The following is a 25,170-nucleotide window of genomic DNA, read 5'->3' as shown; positions in this document are numbered from 1 at the left end:
CTCAGTCCTCCCTGGCGCGGGTGGTGACGAATTCGATCTGCTTCTCGTAAGGCGCACCCACGATCAGGCGTTCGACGTAGAGGCCGGGCAGGTGGATCGCATCCGGGTCCAGCGTGCCGACCGGCACCAGTTCCTCGACCTCGACCACGGTGTGATGGCTGGCCGTGGCCACCGGCGGATTGAAGTTGCGCGCGGTCTTGCGGAACACCAGGTTGCCGGCGGTGTCGGCCTTCCATGCCTTGACCAGCGACAGGTCGGCGCGGATGCCGCGCTCCATCACATAGCGCTTGCCGTCGAACTCGCGGACCTCCTTGCCCTGGGCCACCTGCGTGCCGACGCCGGTGGCGGTGTAGAAGGCGGGAATGCCCGCACCGCCGGCGCGCAGGCGCTCGGCCAGCGTGCCCTGCGGGCAGAACTCCACCTCCAGCTCGCCGGACAGGTACTGGCGCTCGAATTCCTTGTTCTCGCCCACGTAGGAGGCGACCATCTTGCGTACCTGGCGCGTGCGCAGCAGCTTGCCCAGGCCCTGGCCGTCGATGCCGGCGTTGTTGGACACGCAGGTCAGGCCCTGCACGCCGGTGTCGCGCAGCGCGTCGATCAGGCGCTCGGGGATGCCGCACAGGCCGAAGCCGCCGGCCGCGACGGTCATGCCGTCGAACACCAAGCCCTGCAGCGCCGCCGCGGCGCTGTCGTAGACCTTGCCCATCAACCCTCTCCTGCCTGCGCGAGGAGGCGCCGAGCCTGCTTGAGATGCGGCGCATCGACCATGCGCCCGTCGACCTGCAATGCGCCGGCGCCGGGCGCGGCGGCGAACGCGGCGACGATGCGGCGCGCGTGCGCCACGGCCTGCGCATCGGGGGTGAAGGCGCGATTGATGATCGGCACCTGCGCCGGATGCAAGGCCAGCATGCCGGTGAAGCCGTCGCGCGCCGCGCGCGCGGCGTAGGCGGCCAGGCCGGCCTCGTCCTGCAGCGCCGGATACACCGTGTCGATGGCCGGCACGCCGGCGGCATGCGCGGCGAACAGCGCCAGCGCGCGCACGGTCTGGTAGGGCGGCGTGTACTGGCCGTCGGCCTCGCGGCTGGTGGCCGCGCCGATGGCCGCCGGCAGATCCTCGGCGCCCCAGGTCAGCCCGAACAGGCGTTCGGCGACCTGCGCATAGCTGCCCAGCTGGAAGATGGCGGCCGGTGTCTCGGTGGCGATGGGCAGGATCGGCACGGGCGCATCGCCCAGATGCGCGGCCAGCGCGCGCACCGTGGCCGCGCCCTCGGCCTTGGGTAGCACCAGCGCATCGGCGCCGTGCGCGGCGGCCAGATCGCGCGCCAGGGCGTCGCCGTCGATGGGATTGATCCGCACCAGCACCGTGCCGCCCTGCGCGGTCGCGCGCGCCTGCAGGAACGCGGCCACCGCCGCGCGCGCGGCGTCCTTGTTCTCTGGCGCGACGGCGTCTTCCAGGTCCAGGATGATCGCGTCGGCGCCGCTGGCCTGCGCCTTGGCGAAGCGCTCCGGGCGGTCGCCGGGCACGAACAGCAGCGAGCGCAGCCTCATGCCGGCGCCTGGCCCGAGCGCGTCAGCAGCGCGGTGCGCAGGCATTCGCACACCACCTCGTCGCGCTGGTTGAGCATGCGGTGGCGGAAGGTCACCAGCCCCGCCTCGGGCCGCGAGCGGCTGGGCCGCAGGTCCACCACTTCGGTCTGCGCGCGCAGCGTGTCGCCGATGAACACCGGCTTGGGCATCACCACCTTGTCGTAGCCCAGGTTGGCCACCAGCGTGCCCAGCGTGGTGTCGCCCACCGACAGCCCGATCATCAGCGCGAAGGTGAAGGTGCCATTGACCAGAATCTGTCCGAACTCGCTGGCGCGCGCCGCCTCGGCGTCCAGGTGCAGCGGCTGCGGGTTGTGGGTCATGGTGGAGAACAGCAGGTTGTCGGTCTCGGTGACCGTCCTGCGCATCACGTGGTCGATGCGATCGCCGATCGCCCACTGCTCAAAGTGCCGTCCGCCGCTCACGCCGCCTGCTCCTGTTCGATCACCAGCAACACCTTGCCCTCGCTCACCTGCGCGCCGACCTGCACGCTCAATTCGCGCACCGTGCCGGCGAAGGGCGCCTGCAGGGTCTGCTCCATCTTCATCGCCTCCAGCACCACCAGCGCCTGTCCGCGCGTCACCTGCTCGCCCTGCGCCACCTGTACCGCGACGATGCGTCCGGGCATCGGCGCCAGCAGCGCGCCGTCGCCGGTCTCGCCCGCCGCGCCAGCCTCGCCCAGCGTCGGCACCGCCACCGGCCAGGCCTGGCCGGCGTTGAACAGCAGCTGCGTGCCCTCCACCGTCACCAGCGCCGGCGCGGGACCGGCGTGCCACTGCGCCAGGTGGATCGCCTCGCCTACGCGCACCGCGGCGCGATGCTCGAGCGGCGCGTTGGCGCGGAAGCCGCGCAGCGCCGTCCACGGGCTGCCGTCCGGCGCCGGCAGCAGCGCACTGGCGGCCTGGTCCAGCAGCGCCGGCGGCGGCACGGCCGGCGGCAGCAGCGCGTCCAGATGCCGCGCGATGAAGCCGGTATCGACCTGCCCCGCCACGAACTGCGGATGCGCCGCCGTGCGCGCCAGGAACGCCGCATTGGTGCGCACCGGCCACACCTGCACCTGGGCGCAGGCCTGCGCCAGGCGGCGTGCGGCCTGCGCGCGCGTGGGCGCATGGGCGATGAGCTTGGCGATCATCGGGTCGTAGAACGGGCTGACCTCGCCGCCCTCCTCCACGCCGCTGTCCACACGGATGTCCTCGGGCAGACGCAGGCGCTCGAGCGGACCGATCGACGGCAGGAAGCCGTTGGACGGGTTCTCCGCGTACAGCCGCGCCTCCATCGCCCAGCCATCGATCGCCAGCTGGTCCTGCGCCAGCGGCAGCGCCTCGCCCGAGGCCACGCGCAGCTGCCACTCCACCAGGTCCTGCCCGGTGATCGACTCGGTCACCGGATGCTCCACCTGCAGCCGGGTATTCATTTCCATGAACCAGATCGCGTCGGCGCGCAGGCCCTGCGAGCCATCGGCGATGAACTCGATGGTGCCGGCGCCCACGTAATCCACCGCGCGCGCGGCCTTCACCGCCGCCGCGCACAGCGCCTGGCGCGTGGCCGCGTCCATGCCGGGCGCGGGCGCTTCCTCGATCACCTTCTGGTGGCGGCGCTGCAGCGAGCAGTCGCGTTCGAACAGATGCACCACGTTGCCGTGCGTGTCGCCGAACACCTGCACCTCGATGTGGCGCGGGTTGCTGACGTACTTCTCCAGCAGCACGCGGTCGTCGCCGAAGGCCGCGGCGGCCTCGCGCCGGCAGCTGTCCAGCGCGGCGGCGAAGTCGGCCGCGGCATCGACCTTGCGCATGCCCTTGCCGCCGCCGCCGGACACGGCCTTGATCAGCACCGGATAGCCGATGGCATCGGCCTCGCGCTGCAGGCGCGGCGTCGACTGGTCCTCGCCCAGATAGCCCGGCGTGACCGGCACGCCGGCCGCCTGCATGCGCGCCTTGGCCGCGTCCTTGCGCCCCATCGCGCGGATCGACGCCGGCGGCGCGCCCACCCAGACCAGCCCGGCGGCGATCACCGCGTCGGCGAATTCGGCGTTCTCCGACAGGAAGCCGTAGCCGGGATGGATCGCGGCCGCGCCGGTCTGGCGCGCCGCGGCGAGCAGCTTGTCGGCGGACAGATAGCTCTCGCGCGCCGGCGCCGGGCCGATGCACACGGCCTGGTCGGCCTCGCGCACGAATGGCAGGCCGGCATCGGCCTCGGAGTACACGGCGATGGTGCGCACGCCCAGGCGCTGGGCGGTGCGGAGAATGCGGCGGGCGATCTCGCCGCGGTTGGCGATCAGCAGGCTCTCGATCATGGGACTCTCCTGGCGATCACATGCGGAACACGCCGAAGCGTGCGGCCTGCGGAATGGGTGCGTTCAAGGTGGCCGAGAACGCCAGCCCCAGCACGTCGCGGGTCTGCGCCGGGTCGATGATGCCGTCGTCCCACAGGCGCGCGGTGGCGAAGTAAGGATTGCCCTCGCGCTCGTAGACCTCGCGGATGGGCGTCTTGAAGGCCTCCAGCTGCTCGGGCGTCCAGCTGGCCGCGTCGCGGTGCACGGTGGCCAGCACCGAGGCGGCCTGCTCGCCGCCCATCACCGAGATGCGCGCGTTGGGCCAGGTGAACAAAAAGCGCGGGCTGTAGGCGCGCCCGCACATGCCGTAGTTGCCCGCGCCGAAGCTGCCGCCAATCAGCACGGTGATCTTGGGCACGCTGGCGGTGGCCACCGCGGTGACCAGCTTGGCGCCGTGCTTGGCGATGCCCTCGGCCTCGTACTTGCCGCCGACCATGAAGCCGGAGATGTTCTGCAGGAACAGCAGCGGCACCCGGCGCTGGCAGGCCAGTTCGATGAAGTGCGCGCCCTTCTGCGCGCTTTCGGAGAACAGCACGCCGTTGTTGGCCAGGATCGCCACCGGGATGCCCCAGATGCGCGCGAAGCCGCACACCAGCGTGGTGCCGTACAGCGGCTTGAACTCGTGCAGCTCCGAACCATCGACCAGGCGCGCGATCACCTCGTGCACGTCGTAGGGCGCGCGCACGTCCTGCGGAATGATCGAGTACAGGTCCTCGGCCGGCAGGCGCGGCGGCCGCGGCGGCTGCAGGTCGATGTCCACCGTCTTGGGATGGTTGAGCGTGGCCACGATCTGGCGCACCAGCAGCAGCGCGTGTTCGTCGTCCTCGGCCACGTGGTCGACCACGCCCGAGCGCCGGCCATGGGTGTCGGCCCCGCCCAGCTCCTCGGCCGAGATCTCCTCGCCGGTGGCCGCCTTCACCAGCGGCGGGCCGGCCAGGAAGATCGTGCCCTGGCCGCGCACGATGATGGTCTCATCGCTCATCGCCGGCACGTAAGCACCGCCGGCGGTGCAGCTGCCCATCACGCAGGCGATCTGGGCGATGCCCTTGGACGACATCTGCGCCTGGTTGTAGAAGATGCGGCCGAAGTGCTCGCGGTCGGGGAACACCTCGGACTGGTGCGGCAGGTTGGCGCCGCCCGAATCGACCAGGTAGATGCACGGCAGGTGGTTCTCCAGCGCGATCTCCTGCGCGCGCAGGTGCTTCTTGACCGTCATCGGGAAGTAGGCGCCGCCCTTCACCGTCGAATCGTTGGCCAGGATCATCACCTCGCGCCCGCTGACCCGGCCGATGCCGCCGATCACCCCGGCGCCGGGCGCGCTGTCCTCGTACATGCCGTTGGCCGCCAGCGCGCCGATCTCCAGGAAGGGCGAGCCCGGGTCGAGCAGGCGGTTGACCCGTTCGCGCGGCAGCAGCTTGCCGCGGGCCAGATGGCGCTCGCGCGCCTGCGCCGAGCCGCCCAGGGCGGCGCTGGCCACGCGCTCCCGCAGCTGCTGGGCCAGGGCGCGGTTGTGCTGGGCATTGGCTTGGCTGGAGGCGGCGTCCAGGTCGATCAGGCTGGTGAGGACAGTCACATCGGGTCTCGTGTTGCAAAACGTGCGGGCACACGCAGGGTGGCAGCGGCGCGAGGCAAGACGCATCGCGCACTGCACAACGAACGCATCGATGCCCGGCCTGGCGGCGCCGGGCGTGGCCGCCCTCAGGCGGCCTTGCGCCCTGCGTCGCTGGCCTGCGCGCGATTGATGGCCAGGGTCTGCACCGCAGTGTATTCGGCCAGGCCTTCCAGCGCGTTCTCGATGCCGATGCCGGACTGCTTGCGCCCGCCGAAGGCCACGTGCGGGGAGAAGGTGTGGATCTCGTTGATCCACACCGTGCCGGCGTCGATGCGCTCGGCCACCTGGCGCGCGGCCTCCACGTCGCGCGACCAGACCGAGGCGGCCAGGCCGTATTCGGTGTCGTTGGCGCGCGCGACCACCTCGTCCACGTCCTTGAACTTCAGCAGCGGCAACACCGGGCCGAAGGCCTCCTCGCGCACCACGCGGCTGTCGTCGGGCGGGTTGTCGATCAGGGTGATCGGCACCAGGTAGCCCGGCTGGTCGGGGATGTCGCCGCCGAGCAGGAAGCGCAGCTTGTTGGCCTTGGCGTCGGCCAGCAGGTTCTTGAGCTTTTCGAACTGCATGCGGTTCTGGATCGGGCCCAGCTGGGTCTGCGGCAACGCGCCGTCGCCGACCTGCACCGTCTTGGCGTAGGCCACCAGCGCCTTGGCCAGGTCGTCGTAGATGTCCTCGTGCACGTACAGGCGCTTGGCCGCCACGCAGAACTGCGCGCTGTTCTGGAAGCTCGCCCAGAACAGCTTCTCGGCCACCTCCTCCACGTCCACGTCCGGCAGCACGATGGCCGGGTCGTTGCCGCCCAGTTCCAGGGTGATGCGCTTGAGGTTGCCCGAGGCCGATTCCATGATCTTGCGCCCGGTCGCGGTCGAACCGGTGAAGCTGACCTTGGCGATGTCCGGGTGCGCGGTGATCCACGCACCCAGCGCGTTGCCGCCGGAGACGATGTTGAGCACGCCGTCGGGCAACACGCCGCGCAGCAGCTCGCCCAGCTTGAGCGTGGTCAGCGGGGTGTACGGCGAGGGCTTGAGCACCATGGTGTTGCCGGCCACCAGCGCCGGGGCGATCTTCCAGATCGCCAGCAGCACCGGGAAGTTCCACGGGGTGATGCCGCCGACCACGCCCAGCGGCACGCGGCGCGTCTCCACCCGGCGCGTGCCGGTGTCCTCGACCACGTGCAGCGGCAGCTCCTGCTTGGCGATCTCGTGGCACCAGATCGCCGCGCCGCCGATCTCCCATTCGGCGCCCTGGCGCGCCTTGCCCTGCTCCAGGGTGAGCAGCTTCATGAAGTCCTCGGCGTGGCGCTCGATCGCATCGCCGATGCGCGCGACATAGCGCTGGCGCTCGGCCAGCGGCAGCGCGCTCCACGCGGGGAAGGCGCGCTTGGCCACGGCCACCGCGGCATCGAGCTGGTCGCGGCTGGCGTCGGGCACGCGCGCGATCACCTGCTCGTTGGCCGGGTTGATCACCTCCAGCGTCGCGGCCGAGGTCGCGGCCTGGCCGTCGATGGTCAGGGTGTAGTCCTTGAAGAAGTCGATGGGCATGTCAGGTCACCTCATGCGGGTAGTGGTGCGGAACGGGAAGGAGCGCGTCAGGCGATGTCGGCCAGCGCACGGCGCATCAGCTTGCCGGTGCTGGTCTTGGGCAGGTCGTGGACGAAGCGCACCGAGCGCGGCACCTTGTAGGCGGCCAGGTGGCGGCGGCAGTGGCTCAGCAGCGTGGCCTCGTCCAGGGCCGCGCCCTGACGGCGCACGACGAAGGCCACGGCGATCTCGCCCTTCTCCTCGTCGGGAAAGCCGGCCACGGCGGTCATCACCACGTCCGGGTGCATGGCCACCACCTGCTCCAGCTCGGCCGGGTACACGTTGTAGCCGGCGGTGATGATCATGTCCTTCTTGCGGTCGACCACGAACAGATAGCCGTCCGCGTCGGCGTAGGCGATGTCGCCGGTGGCCAGCCAGCCCTGCGCGTCCAGCGCCTGCGCGGTGGCGGCCGGGTTGTTGTAGTAGCCGGTGGTGACCAGCGGGCCGCGCACCAGCAGCTCGCCGGGCGTGCCGGGCGCGGCATCGCGGCCGGGTTCGTCCAGGTCGGCGATGCGCGCCTGCATGCCGGGAAACGGCAGCCCGATCGAGCCGGGCCGCGGCGCCCAGTACGGCGAATGGCTGGTAGCCGGCCCGGCCAGCTCGGTCATGCCCCACAGCTCCAGCAGCGGGCAGCCGAACCTGCGCACCACCGCCTCGAGCTTGGCCACCGGCATGGTCTGCCCGCCCACCGTGCAGCGGGTCAGGCTGGACAGATCGGCGCGGCCGATGTCCGCGTGCGCCAGCAGCTGGTAGTACATGGTCGGCACGCCTTCGAACAGCGTCACCCGCTCGCTGGCGATCAGCGCCAGCGCCGTGCCGGGGTCGAACTTCGGCGTGGCCACCAGCCGCGTGCCGGCCAGGAACATCGCGTTCATCACGATGTTGCCGTACACGTGCGGGAAGGGCAGGCAGGACAGCACCACATCGTGCTCGTGGCGCACATGCACGGTGGCCGTGCCGGACAGGCTGGCGAACAGGCAGCGATGGGTCAGCATCGCGCCCTTGGGCTTGCCGGTGGTGCCGGAGGTGTAGCCGATGGTGAACAGGTCCTCGGGGTCGCGTTCCACCGGCAACCGGTAGACGCCATCCAGGACCTCGTCAAAGGAATGCGCGCCCTCGGCCCGGCCCAGCGCGATGCGGAGCACCGCCGCGTCCAGGCTCACCGCCGCGTTGCGCTCGGCCGGCAGGATCACCGCCACCGCCTGCGCATCGCTGGCCATGTAGGACACCTCCTGCGCGCTGAGCAGGATGTTGGCGGGCACCACCACCGCGCCGAGCCGCGCGATGGCGTGGTAGGCGGCGATCCACTGCCAGCCATTGGGCAGATACAGCACCACCCGATCGCCGGCACCGACGCCCAGCGCCGCCAGCCCCCCGGCGAAGCGCCCGGCCAGGTCATCGAGCTGGCCGTAGGTGTACTGGCCCTCGCCGGGCAGGGTCAGCGCCACGCGCTGGCCGAAACGTTCGGCCGCCGCGCGCACCAGATGGGTCATGGTCGGCCGCAGCATGGCCTTCAGGCTCCCGCGCCCTCGGGGATCAGCACCGCCTTGAGCACCTCACCGGATTCGGAGGCGTGTGCGGCCGCGTCGATCTGCGACAGCGGGTACTTGCGGATCAGCCGGTCGAACGGGAAGCGGCCCTGCTTCCAAAGATCCACCAGCTGCGGGATGAACACGTCCGGCACGCTGTCGCCCTCGATGATGCCGCGCACCGTGCGGCCGAACAGCAGGCCGTTGATGTCCAGCGACACCTCGGTGCCCAGCGGCGCCACGCCGATGATCCCGCACACGCCGGTCAGGCGCAGGCTGTCCACCGCCTGGCGCAGCACCTTGGGCAGGCCGGTGCATTCGAGCGAGTACTGCACGCCCTCGCCGGTGATGGCCTGGATCGCGGCGACCGCGTCCTCGCGGCCGTTGATCGCATGCGTGGCGCCCAGTTCCCTGGCCAGGGCCAGGCGACCTTCGTTGAGGTCCACCGCGATGATCGTGGTGCAGCCCACCACCTTGGCCGCCATCACCGCGGCCAGGCCGACCGAGCCGGCACCGAAGATCGCGATCGAGGTGCCCGCGCCGGGCTTGAGCGCATTGATCACCGCGCCGGCGCCGGTCTGGATGCCGCAGCCCAGCGGACCCATGATCTCCACCGGCACATCGTCGGGGATCTTCACCACGTTGCGTTCGGTCGCCAGGGCGTACTCGCCGAAGGAGGACTGGGCGAAGAAGTAGGCGCTCACGCGCTGGCCGTGCGCATCGCAGCACGGGCTGGAGCCATCCGGACGGCCGCCGCTGAAGTTGCGCCCGTACAGGTCCGGGCAGTAGCCGTACAGGCCCTTCTGGCAGTTCGCGCAGACCCCGCAGCTGGCGTAGCTGAGCACCACGTGGTCGCCCGGCTTGACCTTGGTCACCCCCGCGCCGACCTGTTCGACCACGCCCGCACCCTCGTGCCCGAGCACGGCCGGCAGCGGCGTAGGGAAGTACTGGTCGCGCACCACCAGATCGGTGTGGCACATGCCCACGCCCAGGATCCGCACCAGCACCTCGGTCTCGCGCGGCGCCTCCAGCTGGATCTGCTCGATGGCGAAGCTGCCGCCCTGCTCCCGCACCACTGCCGCCTTCATCGTGACCATCGATCAAGCTCCGTCGAGATGGCCGGGCAGCGCCCGACCGTGGCAGGCACGCTACAAAGAAGGCCCGCCGCCCGACACGGCCGGCGGGGACAAAGAACCGCGGCCGGCCTATCCACCGTGCTGGCGCGGCGCAACAAAGATCCGCGCTCGGTCGTCTGCGCGTCGCACGCGCCTTCTACAATCCCCCGATGCTCGACGCCCTCGCCACGCTGTGGCACGACATCGCGGACATCCCGCACCTGAAGACCTACCTCACCACCGCCTGGGTGGTGTACCTGCTGGTGCTGGCCGGCTGGATCATCCTGCAGAAGCGCGAGCCAGCGGCCACGCTCAGCTGGCTGCTGTCGCTGGCCGCCCTGCCCTACATCGGCTTCCTGATCTACTTCGCGCTGGGCCCGCAGAAGATCAAGCGCCAGCGCCTGCGCCGCCACCGCTCGCGCGACGGCATGGACGCGCACGAGGCGATCTGCCCGCCCGACCAGCTGTGCACCGAGCTGGCCCTGCTCGGCCAGGCGGTGACCGGCCTGCCGCCCTCCTCGGCCACGCGCGCGGACCTGCTGGTCGATGGCGCGGCCACCTACGAGGCGCTGCTGGCGGCCATCGCCGCCGCCACCAACCACGTGCACCTGGAGTACTACATCTTCGAGCGCGACCGCACCGGCACGCGCGTGCGCGATGCGCTGATCGAACGCGCCCGCGCCGGCGTGCGCGTGCGCCTGCTGCTCGACGCGGTCGGCGCCGGCAAGGCCAACCGGCGCTTCCTCAAGCCGCTGCTGGACGCCGGCGGCGAGCAGTGCTGGTTCCATCCGACCCAGTTCAAGCCCTTCAGCCGGCCCTGGGTCAACCTGCGCACGCACCGCAAGATCGTGGTGATCGACGGCACCGTCGGCTTCGCCGGCGGCATCAACATCACCGACGAGGAGAACGACGCCCTGCGCGCCGACGCCTACCGCGACCTGCACCTGCGCGTGGAGGGCGAAGTCGTGCGCGGCCTGCAGCAGGTGTTCGTCGAGGACTGGATCTACGCCAGCGGCCAGGGCCGCGCCGACTTCGCCGGCACCGTGCTGTGGGCGCCGAAGGAGGACGCGCCACCGGGCGAGATTCCCGTGCAGGTGCTGACCTCCGGGCCGGACTCGGACTGGGAGGCCATCCACCGCCTGCAGGTCGGCGCGATCCACGACGCCGACGAGCGCGTCTGGCTGGTGACGCCCTACTTCGTGCCCGGCGAGGCGGCGATGATGGCGCTGACCTCGGCCGCGCTGGCCGGCCTGGACGTGCGCCTGCTGGTGCCCAAGCTCAGCGACTCGCGCTTCGTCACCTATGCGGCGCGCTCCTACTTCGACGAGCTGCTGGCCGCCGGGGTCAAGGTCTACGAATACGGCCCGCGCATGCTGCATACCAAGGCCCTGCTGTGCGACGAGCGCCTGGCCGTGCTGGGCAGCGCCAACTTCGACCATCGCAGCTTCCGGCTGAACTTCGAGGTCGGCCTGCTGTTCCGCGACGAGGGCTTCGGCCGCCGCCTGGCCACGCTGCTGGAAGGCGAGTTCGCCAGCGCTACGCCCGTGCACAACGCCCGCAACCGCTCGCTGTGGCGCAACCGCCTGCCCGAGGCCCTGGCCCGCCTGGCCTCGCCCCTGCTCTAACGCGGCCGCAGCGCCCGCCGCGCGCACGGGACGGTAGAATCCAGGCCGTCCTCCCGGCCTGCGCGGTATCCCATGTACTGGCTCTTTCTGCTGCTTTCGCTGGGCGCGATGGGCGTGGCCCTGCGCACCACGTCGATGGCGCTGATGGTGGTGATGCTGCTGGCCGCGCTCGGCCTGCTGGTGGCCTGGGCACTGGGCTGGTACGCCGCCCGCGCCGGCAACGGCAGCGCCGATGGCCGCGGCATGATCGACCCGGTCGAACTGCACCGCCTGCGCGAGCAGGCCAAGGCGCGCAAGGCCGCCGAACACGCCCCCACCGCGGACCCGCGCAATGGCCCCTGAGCCGCGCACCGCCCTGAGCGTCAACGTCAACAAGATCGCCGTGCTGCGCAACTCGCGCGGCGGCGAGGAGCCCGACGTGCTGCGCGCCGCGCGCACCTGCCTGTCGGCCGGCGCCCAGGGCATCACCGTGCATCCGCGCCCCGACCGGCGCCACATCACCGCCGAGGACGTCATCGCCCTGGCCGCGCTGAGCGCGCAGTTCCAGGTCGAGTTCAACGTCGAGGGCAATCCCTTCGCACCCCCCAGGCCCGGCTATCCCGGCCTGGTCGCGCTGTGCGAACAGGTTCGTCCGGCCCAGGTCACCGTGGTGCCCGACGCCGACGGCCAGCTCACCTCCGACCACGGCTTCGATTTCGCCCGGGACGGCGCGCGCCTGGCGCCGCTGGTGGCCCAGTTCAAGGCACTGGGCTGCCGGGTCAGCCTGTTCGTCGACGCCGGCTGCCGCGAACTGGCGCAGGCCGCCACAATGGGCGCCGACCGCATCGAGCTCTACACCGGCCCCTACGCCGAGGCCTGCGCCGCAGGCACGCCGCAACCGGCGCTCGACGCCTTCGCCGCCACCGCCCGCGCCGCCCAGGTACTGGGCCTGGGCGTCAACGCCGGCCACGACCTGAGCCAGGACAACCTGGGCCTGTTCCTGGACACCGTGCCCCACGTGCAGGAAGTCTCCATCGGCCACGCCCTGATCTCCGAAGCCCTCTACGACGGCCTGGACACCACCGTGCGCCGCTACCTCGCCATCACCGGCGCCGCGGCGCAGTCCTGACACCGCCAAGCACGCACGCGCCAATGGATCGAGGCTTCGTCGCACCGAATTCCCCTGACGTAACGCGCGCGGCAGCGGGCCTGCGGGCGGTGGCCGCGACGAGCGAGGCAGGAAGCCGAGCGCCCGAATCAGGGCAGGATGCCCTGATTGAGGGATAAGCGGACGCCGCCCGCCGGCCCGCTGCCCCCACCGAAGCCAGCACGCACCCGCGCCGTGATCATCGATCGCGAGAAGCGCCCGAGGTAGCACCGACCAGACACGCCGATCGTCGCGGCACAGCCGCCGCGCGATGTCGAACAGACGAAAGAGAAATCCACTGAGCTCAGCAGCACGACAGCCTGCTGCACCAGCCGCCGCCTCCCACAAGGCGACGACTGGTGCAGCCCTTCCCCAACCCAAGGGGCGCGTCACGTGGATCGCAACTCCAGTAAACCCTGAGGCATGCGCCACGACAAATTCCGAGCACGCATGAGCTCATGGCAAACCGCGCGACTCAGTCGAGCCTGACCATCCGCTTGCCGAGGCTCTTCCCGTCCAGCAGATCCGCCAGCGCCAGACTCATGCGATCGGGCGCAAGATCCGCGCTTTCGATCCGCTGCCGCGGGTTTCGCTGCACGCTTATTCCATCACCTCGATAGGCCGGCACCCTTCAGAACGCCGGCAGCACCGCGCCCTTGTACTTGGACTCGATGAAGGCGCGCACCTCCGGCCCGGTCAGCGCCTTGGCGAGCTTCTGCACGCGCGGATCGTCCTTGGCGGCGGGCAGGCCGACCAGGAAATTGACGTAGGGCGAATCGCGGCTTTCGATGGCCAGCGCATCGCGCGTGGGGTCCAGGCCCGCGTCCAGCGCGTAGTTGGTGTTGATCAGCGCCAGGTCCACCTGGTCCAGCACGCGCGGCAGCATCGCCGAGTCCAGCTCGCGGAACTTGAGCTGCTTGGGGTTGGCCACGATGTCGCGCAGCGTGGACAGTGGATTGCCCGGATCCTTGAGTTTGATCACGCCGAACTTGTCCAGCAGGATCAGCGCCCGGCTGTTGTTGCTGGGGTCGTTGGGGATCACGACATCGGCGCCGTTGGGAAGCGCGTCGAGCGACTTGAAGCGCCGCGAATAGGCGCCGAACGGCTCGATATGCACGCCGACGATGGTCTGCAGATCGGTGCCGCGATCCTTGTTGTAGGCCGCCAGATACGACTCGGTCTGGAAGTAGTTCACGTCGATGTGCCCCTGCACGACCTGGTCGTTGGGCTGGACGTAGTCGTTGAAGACCTTGATGTCCAACGCCACGCCTTCCTTGGCCAGGATTGGCTTGACGACCTCCAGGATCTCCGCGTGCGGCACCGCCGTGGCGGCGACGGTGAGCGGCGCGCTGTGCGCAGCGTCGGTGGAAGGCGTGCCGTTGCCGCAGCCGGCCAGCGCCAGGGTGGTCAGCACGCCAAGGAGTCGCAGGAGATTCATGGAGATTCCAGGGTTGAGGGAGAAGATCTCAGCGATGGTTGAAGCGCGCGGCCAGGCGCTCACCGGCGACCTGGACCAGCTGCACCATCGCCACCAGCAGCACGACGGTGACCACGGCCACGTCGGTGTGCGAGCGCAGATAGCCCTCGCGATAAGCCAGGTCGCCCAGACCGCCCGAGCCGATCGCACCGCCCATCGCGGTGAAGCCGATCAGCGCGATCGCGGTGACGGTGGCGCCGGCGATCAGGCCCGGCAGCGCCTCGGGCAGCAGCACGCGCAGGATCAGCTGGCGCGTGGTCGCGCCCATGGCCTGGCTGGCCTCCAGCACGCCGCGGTCCACTTCGCTCAAGGCCGATTCCACCAGGCGCGCGTAGAACGGCGCGGCGCCCACCACCAGCGGCAGGATGGCGCCCTTGACGCCCAGCGACGTACCGGCCACCCACAGCGTGATGGGGATCAGGCAGATCATCAGCAGGATGAAGGGCACCGAGCGCAGCACGTTGACCACGAAGGCGACGATGGCGTTGAGCACGGGCCGGGCGCCTGGCTGCTGGCGCCCGGTCAGGAACAGCACCAGCCCCAGCGGGATGCCCACAGCCAGCGTCAGCGGGAACGCGAGCCCGAGCATCACCAGCGTGTCCTTCAGCGCAATGGCGATCTCGCCGCACTTCTGCGCATCCAGATGCGAGAACCAGCCGGCCGGCAGCAGTCCGATCACGGTGTCACCGCCTGGGCGTGGACGCCCTGCTCGGCCAGCCGCTGCACGACCGCGTCGCTCAGCTGCGCGTCCACCGACAGCGTGACCTGGCCATACGGCAGGTGCTTGAGCGTATCGACGCGGCCGGAGGTGATGAAGTACTCGGCGCCCAGCGCGCGCAGGGTCGCGCCCAGCACCGGGGAATGGACCTGCTCGCCCACCAGGGTCACCCGCAGCAACTGCTGCCCCTCGCCAGCGCGGATGCGCTCGACCCCGGCCGCATCGTCGTTCAGGAAGGTCCGCGTCGTCGGATGCTGTGGATGCAGGAACACCTCGCTGACCGCACCCTCCTCCACCACGCGGCCGCCATCCAGCACGACCACGCGGTCGCAGATGCGGCGCACCACTTCCATCTCGTGGGTGATCAGCACGATGGTGAGCCCGAGCTCGCGATTGAGGTCGGACAGCAGGTCCAGCACCGAGGCGGTGGTCTGCGGATCCAGCGCACTGGTCGCCTCGTCGCACAGCAGGATCGAAGGGCCCGTCGCCAGCGCACGCGCGATGCCGACCCGCTGCTTCTGCCCGCCGGACAGCTGCGCCGGATACGCCGTGGCCTGCTGCTCCAGCCCGACCCGCGCCAGCAGCTCGCGCACCCGCGCCTCGACCTGGGCCTGCGGCAGGCCCGCCAGGCGCAGCGGAAACGCGACATTGCCCGCGGCGGTCTGCGCGCTGAGCAGGTTGAAGTGCTGGAAGATCATCCCGATCCGGCGCCGCAGCGCGATCAGCGCGGCCTTGGCCTTCGGGTCCACGGCCTGCCCTTCGACCCGCACCGCGCCCGAGGTCGGCGTTTCCAGACCGTTGATCAGGCGCAGCAGCGACGACTTGCCGGCGCCCGAGTGGCCGATCACGCCCAGCACCCTCGCCACGGTGGACTTCCAGATCGATGCCGCGCAGGGCGTGGATCTCGCGGCCGCCGCTGCGGTAGGACTTGCTGACGTGCTGGAAGGAAATCACGGGCTGCGCAGGCGTAAGGGCCGGAAAGTAGAAGGGCGAAATTTCATTCTGGCAAATGGTCCGTGGTGATGTGCTGATATCCCGGCCACGCTCGACGCCGATGCATCGCATCGCGTCTGTTGGCGAGAAGAGATCCGAGGGGGCAACTTCTTGCGCGCGCCGCACAAACGACGACGCCGCCCCTTGCGGAGCGGCGTCGAAGCGAACTGGCTAACGAAGCCGATCGATTACTGCTGCATGAAACCGATCTTCATCATCTGCGCGTTCTTGGCGGCGGCGAGCACCTGGGCCATCGTCTCGTACTGGGAGTCCGGGTTGGCGTCGATGCGCAGCTGCGGCTGGTTGGTCGGATCCTTCTGGACCTCGTTCTCCATCATGCTCTGCAACGCGCTCACGGCCACCGGATTGTTGTTCCAGTAGATCGTGTTGGACGCGTCGATCCGCAGGTCGATCGGCGGCGGCGGCTCTGTCGTCGGCGGCGGGGTCTGCGACCGCTGCGGCAGGGCGACGTCGATCGGGTAGGTCATGATCGGCGCGGTCACGATGAAGATGATCAACAGCACCAGCATGACGTCGATCAACGGCGTCACGTTGATCTCGGCCATGGCGCCCTTGCCACTTCCACTACTAAAGGCCATGGATCAGCCCCCCTTCTTCGGCTTCGTGGAAACGAACCCGACATCCAACATGCCCTGACCCTGCGCGATGCGGGTGATCTCGTTGATCGTGGACATCTTGGTGGTCTTGTCGCCACGCAGGTTGATCGACGGCTGCGGCGTCTGCTGGGCCGCCGAGGAGAAGCGCGACTCGAGCACGTCCTTGGTGACCGGCTCGTCGTTCCAGTAGATCGAGCCGTCCTCGGTGACCGCGATGTTCACTGGCGGCGCACGCTTGGCCAGTTCGTCCGGGTTCGGCAGGAAGGTGGTCTCGGGCAACTGCACCTTGACCTTCTGCTGCATCAGCGGCGTGGTGATGATGAAGATGATCAGCAGCACCAGCATGACGTCCACCAGGGGCGTCACGTTGATGTCTACCATGGGGCCGCCACTGCCGCCCCCGCTACTGAATGCCATGTGGCCTCCGGATACCTGTCGGTAAGTTCGTGTCTAGGCCGGATCAGCGCACGCGGGCGCCGGTGGCGAAGAAGTCGTGCAGGTCGTGCGCGAACGTGTCGAACTTGGCGATGGTGGTCGCGTTGAGCTTGCTGAAGAAGTTGTAGGCGAACACGGCCGGGATCGCGACGAACAGACCGATGGCGGTCATGATCAGCGCCTCACCCACCGGGCCGGCCACCGCGTCGATGCCGGCGTTGCCGGTGGCGCCGATGCGGATCAGGGCGCCGTAGATGCCCCACACCGTACCCAGCAGACCCACGAACGGGGCGGTCGCGCCGACGGTCGCCAGCCAGATCATGCCGCTCTGGATCTTGGTGCTCTCGCGGGTGACGGCCTGGCGCAGGGCGCGGTCGACGAATTCCGAACGGCTCAGCGTCTCACCGGCACCGGTGGACTCGGCGCGCTGGTGGTGCGCGGCGGCCTGGGCGGCGTCCAGGGCGATCTTGGAGAACGGCTCGTTACGCGGCTGCTCTTCCATCACGCGGATCGCGTCCTGCGCGTTGGGGGTTTCCCAGAACGCGGTGGTCACGCGGTCGGCCTGCGAACGCAGGCGCACGGCCTTGATGATGTTGACGATGGTCCAGTACCAGGAACCGGCCGACATGAAGACCAGCGTCAGCAGCACCACCCACGACACCACGAAGGCGCCCGGGTTGGAGGTCATTTCGTGGATCAGGTGGGAGAAGCCCATCTGGTTCAGGGCAGCAGCGGCGTTGTTGCCCCCCGAAGCGGCGGCGATCAGAGTTTCCTGCAGCATGACGCTTACCTTTGTTGAAAATTGAATGGAGAGGTGGTGGTGACGCTAAATGGGTGAAACGGGTCCGGCTCAGCCGCCCATGCTGAAGTCGACCGGGACGCGGACGCGACCGGCCACCTTCTGGCCATTGGACTGGCCGGCGTTGAAGCGCCACTTGCGTGCTGCTTCCATCGCGGCGCGGTCGAGATCGCGGTTGCGACTGGACTTCTCGACCGAGACGTTGGTGACGTTGCCACTGGCATCGACATCAATGATCAGCACCACGGTGCCCTCGATGCCCGAACGTGCGGCCGACGGCGGGTAGCGCGGCGGATTCATGTTCTTGGACGAGATGTCCACGCTGGCGCCGATGTCAGGCGACGGGGCCGGCGGAGCGGGCGGGGCAGGCGGGGTGTAGGTATCCACCGGACGCGGATCGGGCACTTCCACGGGCGGGGCTTCCGGCGGCGGCGGGACCGGCGTCGGCTTGGGCGGGGACAGCTCCTTGACCGGCGGCGGCGGCGTGTCCTGCTTCGGCGGCGGCGGCGGCGGGAGGGGGCGGCGGCGGCGGCGGATCGACGATCTGCACCAGCATCTTCTGCTCCTCCTCCTTCTGGGCCGGCGGTGCGACGGCGGGAATCAGCAGCAGCAGGAAGACCGCGACATGCAGGGCGATGACGAAGGCATAGCCGATGATGCGCGACCAGTTCAGACCGGAGTCTTCTTCCTGATCCTTGTAACGGTTGATGACAAGTTGTTCAGCCATGCGCCAGTGGACTCGATGGAAACGGGGTGTGCGCCGCGACGCACACCGATGTCGGTTCGTAGGATTCCACCGCGAGAAAACGCAGGGGAATCGTGAGCTTAACCCAATCCTTCACCGCTTTCATAGCAGTTATCCACTGCTTTGTAAGCGCTTCCAAGCGATCACTTGGAGCCGATGATCGCCTTCGCGTCCTGCGGTTTTTTGACCCCCTTGTCCAGCGCCGACTGAGCGGCCTTCTTGGCCTCGGCGGGACGATTCTCCTGCATCAGGACACGCGCGAGATTGAGATAAGTCTCGCCGGTGGTGTCCAGAGGTGCCGCCTTCTGCCAGGCGTCGATAGCCTGAGCGATCTGGGGCGGTTCCGAATAGTAGTACGACTGGGCCAGGATCTGATACACCTCGAGGTTCGGCTTGAGGATGCCCTTGGCCAGGCCGTCGTTGATGACCTCGATGGTGTCCTTCTCGTGCTTGTCCATGTTGGAGAAGGTCGCGTACAGCTGGCGGTATTCCTTGTCCGTGGTCAGCTGGCCGGAGGCGCGCAGCTTGTTGAGGATCTCGGCGGCCTTTTCCGGCTGGTCGTTCTGCGAGTAGACCACCGCCAGGTTCATCTGCGCGGTCTTGTCGTTGGGCGCCTTGGCGGCCATGTCCTGGGCGAGCTTGAGCGCCTCGCCGGACTGGTTGCTGGCCTCGTAGCTGGCCATCAGCACCTGGCTCCACTGCGGCTTGGGATCCGACGAGGTGGCGATGGCCTGCTTGAGCGGCTCGATCGCCTCGGCGTAGCGCTCGGCCTGGTACAGGGCCTGGCCCTTGAGCGCCAGGTCCTCGGGCTTCTTGGACTTGGTCTCGGCCAGGTACTTGTCCAGCGTGGCCAGGCCGTCGGCGTACTGCTCGTCCTGCAGCTGCAGCTGGGCCAGCATGAACATGGCCTGGTAGTGGCCGTTGTTGTCCAGCGCGTTGAGGTCGATGGCCTGCTTGAGATAGGCCTTGGCGGCGGCCTCGTCATCGGTGCTGTAGGCGGCCTGCGAGGCGATCTGCGCGGCCAGGGCCTTGTCGTAGTCGTTGGAATCGGGGCTGGCGATCAGCGCATCGGCGTCGGCACGCGCCTTGGCCCAGTCCTGATCGTTGTAGGCCTTGATCATCTTCTCGGCCATCGGGCCGCCCTTGCGCGAATTCTTGCCTTCCGGCGCGACGCGGGTCGCATCCGGATAGAGCACCTGCTGCTTGGCGTCGTCGCCCTTGTTGCGGCCGGCGCGCTCACGCGTCTGCTGGGCCGAGGCTTGGACGGACACCGTGCCGGCCAGCAGGCCGATGACGGCCAGGGACAGCAGGGCACGCTTGGGGGTGCGCAACAACATGGATCACCTCGTGTGGATCGGTCTTGCGTGAGTGCGGGGGGCTGAACAGCAGGCCAACAAGTGACCGGGTCGGCGAAACTAGCAGAATCGCCAGCGCAATGTGTGCGGATTTCGTTGTGCCGGGCCTACAAATGGCCGGTTTCGCTGTTCAACCGCAGCGGGGCTTGCGGCCGGCGGCGCGCGCGGCCTCGTAATCGGGCACCAGCGTGTCGGCGCGCGTGGACAGTTCGCGGATGCGCGACTGCGGATCGGGATGGGTGGAGAGCCACTGCGGCGGGCGGGCGCCGCCGGCGGAGAGCATGTTCTGCCACAGGTTCACCGCCTGGCGCGGGTCGAAGCCGGCCTGCGCCATCAGCCGCTGGCCGACCACGTCGGCCTCGCTTTCCTGGCGGCGCGAGTTAGGCAGCAGGAAGCCGGCGTTGGCCGCCATGCCGCCGCCTTCGGTCACCAGCTGGCCGTAGTCGCCGGCCAGCGCGCCGAGGATGGCCAGCGCCTGCGAGGTGCGGACCTGATTGGTGATGCGCTCGTCGAAGTGATGTTCCACGACGTGGCCGATCTCGTGGCCGATCACCGCCGCCAGCTGGTCCTGGTTCTTGGCCACGGTGAAGATGCCGGTGTTGACGCCGACCTTGCCGCCGGGCAGGGCGAAGGCGTTGGGCTCCTTGTCCTCGAACACCGCCGTTTCCCAGGCGATGCCGCGCTCGCTGGCCGGAAGCTGGGCGACCAGGGCGTTGACCACGCAGCGCACGTAGGCGATCTGCTTGGGGTCTTTGCTCAGCGGCTGCTTCTGCTTGGCCTCGGCGAAGGCCTGGGCGCCAAGCTGGTCCAACTCGGCTTGGGAGACGGCGCCGACATTCTGCCGGCGGCCGGTCGAGGAGGTCGTGGTGGCGCAGGCCGCCAGCAGCGCGGCCATCAGGCCGGCACAGAGCGGGGCGAGCAGGGCGCGGGGACGGCGGGTCATGGGGCGGGAGTCTTGCCGGCGTCGGGTGACGCCCTTGTCAAGCGCGGCACACTCAGGCATCGATCCCGAACAGCAGCAGCATGCCGATGGCGAAGGCGTTGTTGAGCGCATGCGCGAGCACCGCGGCCCACAGCGAGCCGGTGCGCCGGTAAACCCAGGCGAACGCGATGCCCATGCCGGTGTAGACCAGCCACAGCGGCGCGGCGGCGATCAGCGGCTTGCCGCCCAGGATCGGCGGCTCATGCATCAGGGCGAACAGCACGCCGCTGAGCACCATACCCAGGCGCGGCCAGCCGTCGCGCCACAGGCGCCGGAACAGCACCCGCCGGAACAGCACTTCCTCGTACAGCGGCGCCAGCACCACCGCGAACAGCACCAGCAGCAGCGGATGGCGGCCCACGGTGCCGCGCACCAGCTCCAGATTGCTCGGCTGCAGGGTCTCCTGGAAGGCGGCGGCGAGCTGGGCCCCGACGATGCTGCAGGTGATCGTGGCCGCGGCGGTGAACAGCACCAGCAGCCAGGTCGGGACCCGGCGCAGGGCGGCGGCGGCGGCCTGGCGCTCGCCCTTGCGCGCCGGCGCGCGCCAAGCCATCGCCAGCAGCGCCGTGCCGCCGACGGACAGCACGCTCATGGCCATCACCGCCAGCGGGCCGGGCCGGCCGATGGCCTGCATCATCGCCGCCGCATCGGCCGGCGCCGTGCCGTGGATGGCCAGCATCAGCCCGCGCCAGAAGCCCCAGGCGACCGCGCCGACCAGCGAGAGCAGGGCGAACAGCACGCCCATGATCAGCACTTCCAGCCCGAACCGGCGCAGCGCGGACGCCAGGGGCAGGGGAGCCGGGACCGCCGCCGCGGGCAGCGGCGGTGGGGCGCCGGGCAGGGCGGGCGCCTCCGTGCGCGCGTTCGTCACGGCGTCAGATGTCGAGATTGGTGACCTTGAGGGCGTTGGCGTCGATGAATTCGCGCCGCGGCTCGACCACATCGCCCATCAGGGTGCTGAAGATCTCGTCGGCGGCGACCGCGTCCTCGATCCGCACCTGCAGCATGCGGCGCGTGTCCGGGTTCACCGTGGTATCCCACAGCTGCTCGGGGTTCATTTCGCCCAGGCCCTTGAAGCGCTGGATCTGGCGGCCCTTCTTGGCTTCCTCCAGCAGCCAGGCCTGGGCCTGGGCGAAGCTGGAGACTTCCTGGCTGCGGGTGCCGCGCTGGATCTGCGCGCCCTCGCGCACCAGGCCGTACAGCTGGGCTGCGACATCGCGCACCGCGCGCAGTTCACCGGTCTCGAACGAGGACAGCGGCAGCACCTGGGTCAGCTCTTCGCCCATGTGGCGGCGATGCGAGAGCAGGGCCGCAGGACGCTGGTCGTTGGCCGGCTGCAGTTCCAGAGTGTAACGAGGACTACCGATGCTACTGCTGTTGAGGGCCGCTTCCAGCTTGCCCAGTTCGCTGCGCAGGGCATCGTCGGCCAGGCCGACCAGCGCATCGACCGGCGCGGCGTCGATCAGCGCCTCAAGCAGCGTGGTGTCGAAGCGATGGGCGTTGCGGCCGATCGCCTCGCGCGCGTTGGCATAGAGGATCAGCAGCCGCTCCAGCACTTCGCCGGAGATCGGCGGCTCGCCGGTGGCCGGAATCAACGAGGCGCCCTCGACCGCGCTGTTGGCGAGGTACGCGTTGAGCGCCGCGTCGTCCTTCAGGTACAGCTCCTGCTTGCCCTGCTTGAGCTTGTACAGCGGCGGCAGGCCGATATAGACGTGGCCGCGCTCGATCAGCTCGGGCATCTGCCGGTAGAAGAAGGTCAGCAGCAGGGTGCGGATGTGCGCGCCGTCCACGTCCGCGTCGGTCATGATGATGATGCGGTGGTAGCGCAGCTTGTCCGGGTTGTACTCGTCCTTGCCGATGCCGGTGCCCAGCGCGGTGATCAGCGTGCCGACCTGATCGGAGGAGAGCATGCGGTCGAAGCGCGCGCGTTCGACGTTGAGGATCTTGCCGCGCAGCGGCAGCACCGCCTGGTTCTTGCGGTTGCGGCCCTGCTTGGCCGAGCCGCCGGCCGAGTCGCCCTCGACGATGAACAGCTCGGACAGCGCCGGATCCTTCTCCTGGCAGTCGGCCAGCTTGCCGGGCAGGCCGGCGATGTCCAGCGCGCCCTTGCGGCGGGTCAGGTCGCGCGCCTTGCGCGCGGCCTCGCGGGCGCGGGCGGCATCGACGATCTTGCCGGCGATGGCCTTGGCCTCGTTCGGGTTCTCCTGCAGGAACTCCTCCAGGCGCGCGCCGAAGGCGTTCTCGACAGCCGGGCGCACGTCCGAGCTGACCAGCTTTTCCTTGGTCTGGCTGGAGAAGCTGGGGTCGGGCACCTTCACCGACAGCACCGCGATCATGCCTTCGCGCATGTCGTCGCCGGTCAGATTGATCTTGGCCTGCTTGGCGATGCCGTTCTGCTCGATGTAGGTATTGAGCACGCGGGTCAGCGCGCCCGCGGAAGCCGGCCAGGTGGGTGCCGCCGTCCTTCTGCGGGATGTTGTTGGTGAAGCAGTACATCGTCTCCTGGTAGGAGTCGGTCCACTGCAGCGCCACCTCCACGGTGATGCCGTTGTGCTCGCCGGTCACCGAGATCACGTTGGGGTGCAGCGGGGTCTTCAGCTGGGCCAGGTGCTCGACGAAGCTACGGATGCCGCCCTCGTAGTGGAAATCGTCGCGGCGGCCTTCGCCGCGCTCGTCGGCGAGGACGATCTTGACGCCGGAATTGAGGAAGGACAGCTCGCGCAGGCGCCGGGCCAGGATGTCGTAGTGGAATTCCACGTTGTTGTGGAAGGCCACGACCGAGGGCCAGAAGCGCACGGTGGTGCCGCGCTTGGTGGTCTCGCCCAGCTGCTGCAGCGGGGCCACCGCCGCGCCGTTGCTGAATTCCTGCTGGTAGTGGGCACCGTTCTGGAACACGTCCAGCAGCAGCTTTTCCGACAGCGCGTTGACCACACTGACACCCACGCCGTGCAGGCCGCCGGAGACCTTGTAGCTGTTGTCGTCGAACTTGCCGCCGGCGTGCAGCACGGTCATCACCACCTCCGCGGCGGAGACCTCGCGGCCCAGCTTGGCGCTCATCTGCGCGTGCTTGCCGACCGGGATGCCACGCCCGTTATCGGACACCGACACCGAGCCGTCGGCGTGGATGGTCACCGCGACATGGTCGGCGTGGCCGGCCAGGGCCTCGTCGATGGAGTTGTCGACGACCTCGAAGACCATGTGGTGCAGGCCGGTGCCGTCGTGCACGTCGCCGATGTACATGCCGGGGCGCTTGCGCACGGCCTCCAGGCCTTCCAGGGCCGTAATGCTGTTGGCGTCGTAGTTGCCGTTCTGGCCGGGAGTGGTCGGCGGGTTCTGCTCGGTCATTCGCGTGTCGATTGCCTGCACGGCCGGTCCGCCACGCAGCATGCGCAGGCGCGACCGGCACTGGGAAAGGACGCGAATTATAGCATTGGCCGGGGTTGGCCCCCTGATGGCTCCTGTCCTAGCGAGGCGCGACCGCGCCGTGTTCCACGTGGAACCAGGCCCCGGGCGTGCGTTCTCCGAGCCCGGCCGGCGGCTCGGTCCCGGTCAGGAAGATCTGGGCGCCGCTGCCGAGCAGCCGGTCCAGCACGCGCTGCTGGTGGCGGCGGTCCAGCTCCGAGGCGAGGTCGTCCAGCGCGATCACCGGCCATTCCCCGCGCTGGACGGCGTAGTCCTGCGCCTGGGCCAGCAGGCAGGACAGGGCGGTGAGCTTGGCCTGGCCGCGCGACAGGGTCTCGCGCTGGGGCAGGGCGGCGTAGTCGACGCGCCAGTCGGCGCGATGCGGCCCCACGCCGGTATGGCCGAACTGCCGGTCGCGATCGCGCGTCACCAGCAGCGCGTCGGCCAACGACAGCTCCTGGCGCTTCCAGCCGGGCGCAAAAGCCAGCTGTGCACGCCCCAGCATGGGCACCAGCGCGTCCGCGGCCTCCGAGAGCTGCGTCTGCAGACGGTCGAGGTAGGCCAGGCGGTGCGCGGTCACCGCTTCCCCGGCATCGGCCAGCTCCGCATCCCAGGCGTCCAGCTGGGCCAGGCTGCCGCCGGACTTCAGCAGGGCGTTGCGCTGCTTGAGGGCGCGGTTGTAGCGCCGCCAGGTCGGCAGAAAGTCCTGTTCCACGTGGAACAAGCCCCAATCCAGGAAGCGCCGTCGTGGCTCGCCGCTGCCGGTCACCAGGGCATGGCTGCCCGGTTCGAAGCTCACCACGGCCAGCGCGGCGCACAGATCGCCGAGCTGGGCCACGTTGTTGCCGTCCAGGCGCCCCTGCCACTCCTGACCGCTGTGGCGCAGGCCGGCCTTGCGCAGCCGCTCGTTGCCGGCCTCAGTCCATTCGACGAAGACTTCGACCGCGTCACTGCCGGTCCGGATCAGCCCGTCGCGCACGCGGCCCCGGAAGCTGCGCCCCCAAGCCATGAGGTGCAGGGCTTCGAGCAGGCTGGTCTTGCCGGCGCCGTTGTCGCCGGTGATGAGGTTCAGGCCTTGGGCAGGCGCCAGCTCAACCCGTTCGAACCGGCGCAGCCCGCCCACGACCAGCCGCGTCACGTCCAA

General features: G+C 69.6%; 23 protein-coding genes and 3 pseudogenes. 4 read left to right on the top strand and 22 right to left on the bottom strand.

All coding sequences use genetic code 11. From position 1 onward, the window contains the following. Position 1 precedes the first annotated feature (1 nt). The 8 genes from QE438_RS14860 to QE438_RS14825 all read right to left on the bottom strand — a co-directional run bounded on the left by QE438_RS14860 (position 2) and on the right by QE438_RS14825 (position 9,734). A complete protein-coding gene (locus tag QE438_RS14860) occupies positions 2-706 on the bottom strand; it encodes a CoA transferase subunit A (protein WP_205954216.1) in 705 nt (234 codons plus the stop codon). Next, positions 706-1,548 (bottom strand): CoA ester lyase, encoded by an 843-nt coding sequence (locus QE438_RS14855; RefSeq protein ID WP_306994595.1) that lies wholly within the window; start codon positions 1,546-1,548, stop codon positions 706-708. The genes QE438_RS14860 and QE438_RS14855 overlap by 1 nt, the downstream gene beginning before the upstream one ends. Further along, complete coding sequence (locus tag QE438_RS14850) at positions 1,545-2,009, bottom strand: MaoC family dehydratase (RefSeq protein ID WP_205953602.1); 465 nt, start codon at positions 2,007-2,009, stop codon at positions 1,545-1,547. Before QE438_RS14850 ends, QE438_RS14855 begins: the two co-directional genes overlap by 4 nt. After that, positions 2,006-3,877 carry a biotin carboxylase N-terminal domain-containing protein gene (locus QE438_RS14845; RefSeq protein WP_306994598.1) on the bottom strand — a complete coding sequence of 624 codons (1,872 nt, stop codon included), beginning with the start codon at positions 3,875-3,877 and terminating at the stop codon, positions 2,006-2,008. Before QE438_RS14845 ends, QE438_RS14850 begins: the two co-directional genes overlap by 4 nt. A 16-nt stretch (positions 3,878-3,893) precedes the next feature. Then, the gene (locus QE438_RS14840) at positions 3,894-5,489 is read right to left on the bottom strand and encodes a carboxyl transferase domain-containing protein (RefSeq protein WP_205954943.1); all 1,596 of its coding nucleotides are present in this window, start codon (positions 5,487-5,489) and stop codon (positions 3,894-3,896) included. Positions 5,490-5,614: 125 nt separating this feature from the next. Further along, positions 5,615-7,069 (bottom strand): aldehyde dehydrogenase family protein, encoded by a 1,455-nt coding sequence (locus tag QE438_RS14835; protein WP_306994600.1) that lies wholly within the window; start codon positions 7,067-7,069, stop codon positions 5,615-5,617. Positions 7,070-7,116: 47 nt separating this feature from the next. Then, positions 7,117-8,616, bottom strand: coding sequence for an AMP-binding protein (locus QE438_RS14830; RefSeq protein WP_306994602.1), 1,500 nt, complete (start codon positions 8,614-8,616; stop codon positions 7,117-7,119). Between the two features lie 5 nt (positions 8,617-8,621). Beyond that, a complete protein-coding gene (locus QE438_RS14825; protein WP_130524133.1) occupies positions 8,622-9,734 on the bottom strand; it encodes an NAD(P)-dependent alcohol dehydrogenase in 1,113 nt (370 codons plus the stop codon). A 188-nt stretch (positions 9,735-9,922) separates the two neighbouring features. Between QE438_RS14825 and cls the strand changes: the two genes are divergently transcribed. From cls to QE438_RS14810, 3 genes are all read left to right on the top strand, one after another. Beyond that, positions 9,923-11,377: a cardiolipin synthase gene (gene cls / locus QE438_RS14820; protein WP_130520383.1), complete on the top strand. Its 1,455-nt coding sequence runs from the start codon at positions 9,923-9,925 to the stop codon at positions 11,375-11,377. Positions 11,378-11,449: 72 nt separating this feature from the next. Further along, complete coding sequence (locus tag QE438_RS14815; RefSeq protein ID WP_286575959.1) at positions 11,450-11,719, top strand: hypothetical protein; 270 nt, start codon at positions 11,450-11,452, stop codon at positions 11,717-11,719. Beyond that, the gene (locus QE438_RS14810; RefSeq protein WP_306994605.1) at positions 11,709-12,485 is read left to right on the top strand and encodes a pyridoxine 5'-phosphate synthase; all 777 of its coding nucleotides are present in this window, start codon (positions 11,709-11,711) and stop codon (positions 12,483-12,485) included. Before QE438_RS14815 ends, QE438_RS14810 begins: the two co-directional genes overlap by 11 nt. A gap of 128 nt (positions 12,486-12,613) precedes the next feature. Here QE438_RS14810 and QE438_RS14805 read toward each other — a convergent pair whose 3' ends face one another. From QE438_RS14805 to QE438_RS14785, 5 genes and pseudogenes are all read right to left on the bottom strand, one after another. Continuing rightward, a complete protein-coding gene (locus tag QE438_RS14805; protein WP_306994607.1) occupies positions 12,614-12,832 on the bottom strand; it encodes a hypothetical protein in 219 nt (72 codons plus the stop codon). A 146-nt stretch (positions 12,833-12,978) separates the two neighbouring features. Then, positions 12,979-13,101 carry a hypothetical protein gene (locus QE438_RS14800; protein WP_306994609.1) on the bottom strand — a complete coding sequence of 41 codons (123 nt, stop codon included), beginning with the start codon at positions 13,099-13,101 and terminating at the stop codon, positions 12,979-12,981. 33 nt (positions 13,102-13,134) lie between these two features. After that, positions 13,135-13,941, bottom strand: a complete 807-nt coding sequence (locus QE438_RS14795) for a MetQ/NlpA family ABC transporter substrate-binding protein (protein ID WP_306994611.1) — start codon at positions 13,939-13,941, stop codon at positions 13,135-13,137. Positions 13,942-13,969: 28 nt separating this feature from the next. Beyond that, a complete protein-coding gene (locus QE438_RS14790) occupies positions 13,970-14,659 on the bottom strand; it encodes a methionine ABC transporter permease (protein WP_306994613.1) in 690 nt (229 codons plus the stop codon). Positions 14,660-14,730: 71 nt separating this feature from the next. Further along, positions 14,731-15,601: pseudogene (locus tag QE438_RS14785) on the bottom strand (ATP-binding cassette domain-containing protein); the annotation flags it as partial. Here QE438_RS14785 and QE438_RS14780 point away from each other — a divergent pair. Further along, a complete protein-coding gene (locus QE438_RS14780) occupies positions 15,566-15,721 on the top strand; it encodes a hypothetical protein (RefSeq protein WP_309736401.1) in 156 nt (51 codons plus the stop codon). The pseudogene QE438_RS14785 and the gene QE438_RS14780 overlap by 36 nt on opposite strands. Before the next feature lie 158 nt (positions 15,722-15,879). On the opposite strand, the gene QE438_RS14775 is transcribed toward QE438_RS14780, so the two are convergent. From QE438_RS14775 to recF, 9 genes and pseudogenes are all read right to left on the bottom strand, one after another. Further along, positions 15,880-16,290, bottom strand: a complete 411-nt coding sequence (locus tag QE438_RS14775; protein WP_130520376.1) for a biopolymer transporter ExbD — start codon at positions 16,288-16,290, stop codon at positions 15,880-15,882. 3 nt (positions 16,291-16,293) lie between these two features. Then, entirely contained in the window at positions 16,294-16,725 is a 432-nt protein-coding gene (locus tag QE438_RS14770) for a biopolymer transporter ExbD (RefSeq protein ID WP_130520374.1), read from the bottom strand. Positions 16,726-16,768: 43 nt separating this feature from the next. Further along, positions 16,769-17,524: a TonB-system energizer ExbB gene (gene exbB, locus QE438_RS14765; RefSeq protein ID WP_130524139.1), complete on the bottom strand. Its 756-nt coding sequence runs from the start codon at positions 17,522-17,524 to the stop codon at positions 16,769-16,771. A 69-nt stretch (positions 17,525-17,593) separates the two neighbouring features. Next, positions 17,594-18,155: pseudogene (locus QE438_RS14760) on the bottom strand (energy transducer TonB). Positions 18,156-18,430: 275 nt separating this feature from the next. Next, positions 18,431-19,624, bottom strand: coding sequence for a tetratricopeptide repeat protein (locus QE438_RS14755; protein ID WP_306994617.1), 1,194 nt, complete (start codon positions 19,622-19,624; stop codon positions 18,431-18,433). Positions 19,625-19,772: 148 nt separating this feature from the next. After that, positions 19,773-20,564, bottom strand: coding sequence for a M48 family metallopeptidase (locus QE438_RS14750; RefSeq protein ID WP_205954243.1), 792 nt, complete (start codon positions 20,562-20,564; stop codon positions 19,773-19,775). 73 nt (positions 20,565-20,637) lie between these two features. Continuing rightward, positions 20,638-21,495 carry a type II CAAX endopeptidase family protein gene (locus QE438_RS14745; protein WP_228257805.1) on the bottom strand — a complete coding sequence of 286 codons (858 nt, stop codon included), beginning with the start codon at positions 21,493-21,495 and terminating at the stop codon, positions 20,638-20,640. Positions 21,496-21,499: 4 nt separating this feature from the next. Beyond that, positions 21,500-23,969: pseudogene (gene gyrB, locus QE438_RS14740) on the bottom strand (DNA topoisomerase (ATP-hydrolyzing) subunit B). Between the two features lie 118 nt (positions 23,970-24,087). Further along, positions 24,088-25,170, bottom strand: coding sequence for a DNA replication/repair protein RecF (recF, locus tag QE438_RS14735; protein ID WP_306994622.1), 1,083 nt, complete (start codon positions 25,168-25,170; stop codon positions 24,088-24,090).

The sequence above is a fragment of the Pseudoxanthomonas sp. SORGH_AS_0997 genome, from assembly GCF_031453535.1.
In the GTDB taxonomy this organism is placed as follows: domain Bacteria; phylum Pseudomonadota; class Gammaproteobacteria; order Xanthomonadales; family Xanthomonadaceae; genus Pseudoxanthomonas_A; species Pseudoxanthomonas_A winnipegensis.
This window is presented reverse-complemented; position numbering and strand designations above follow the sequence as displayed.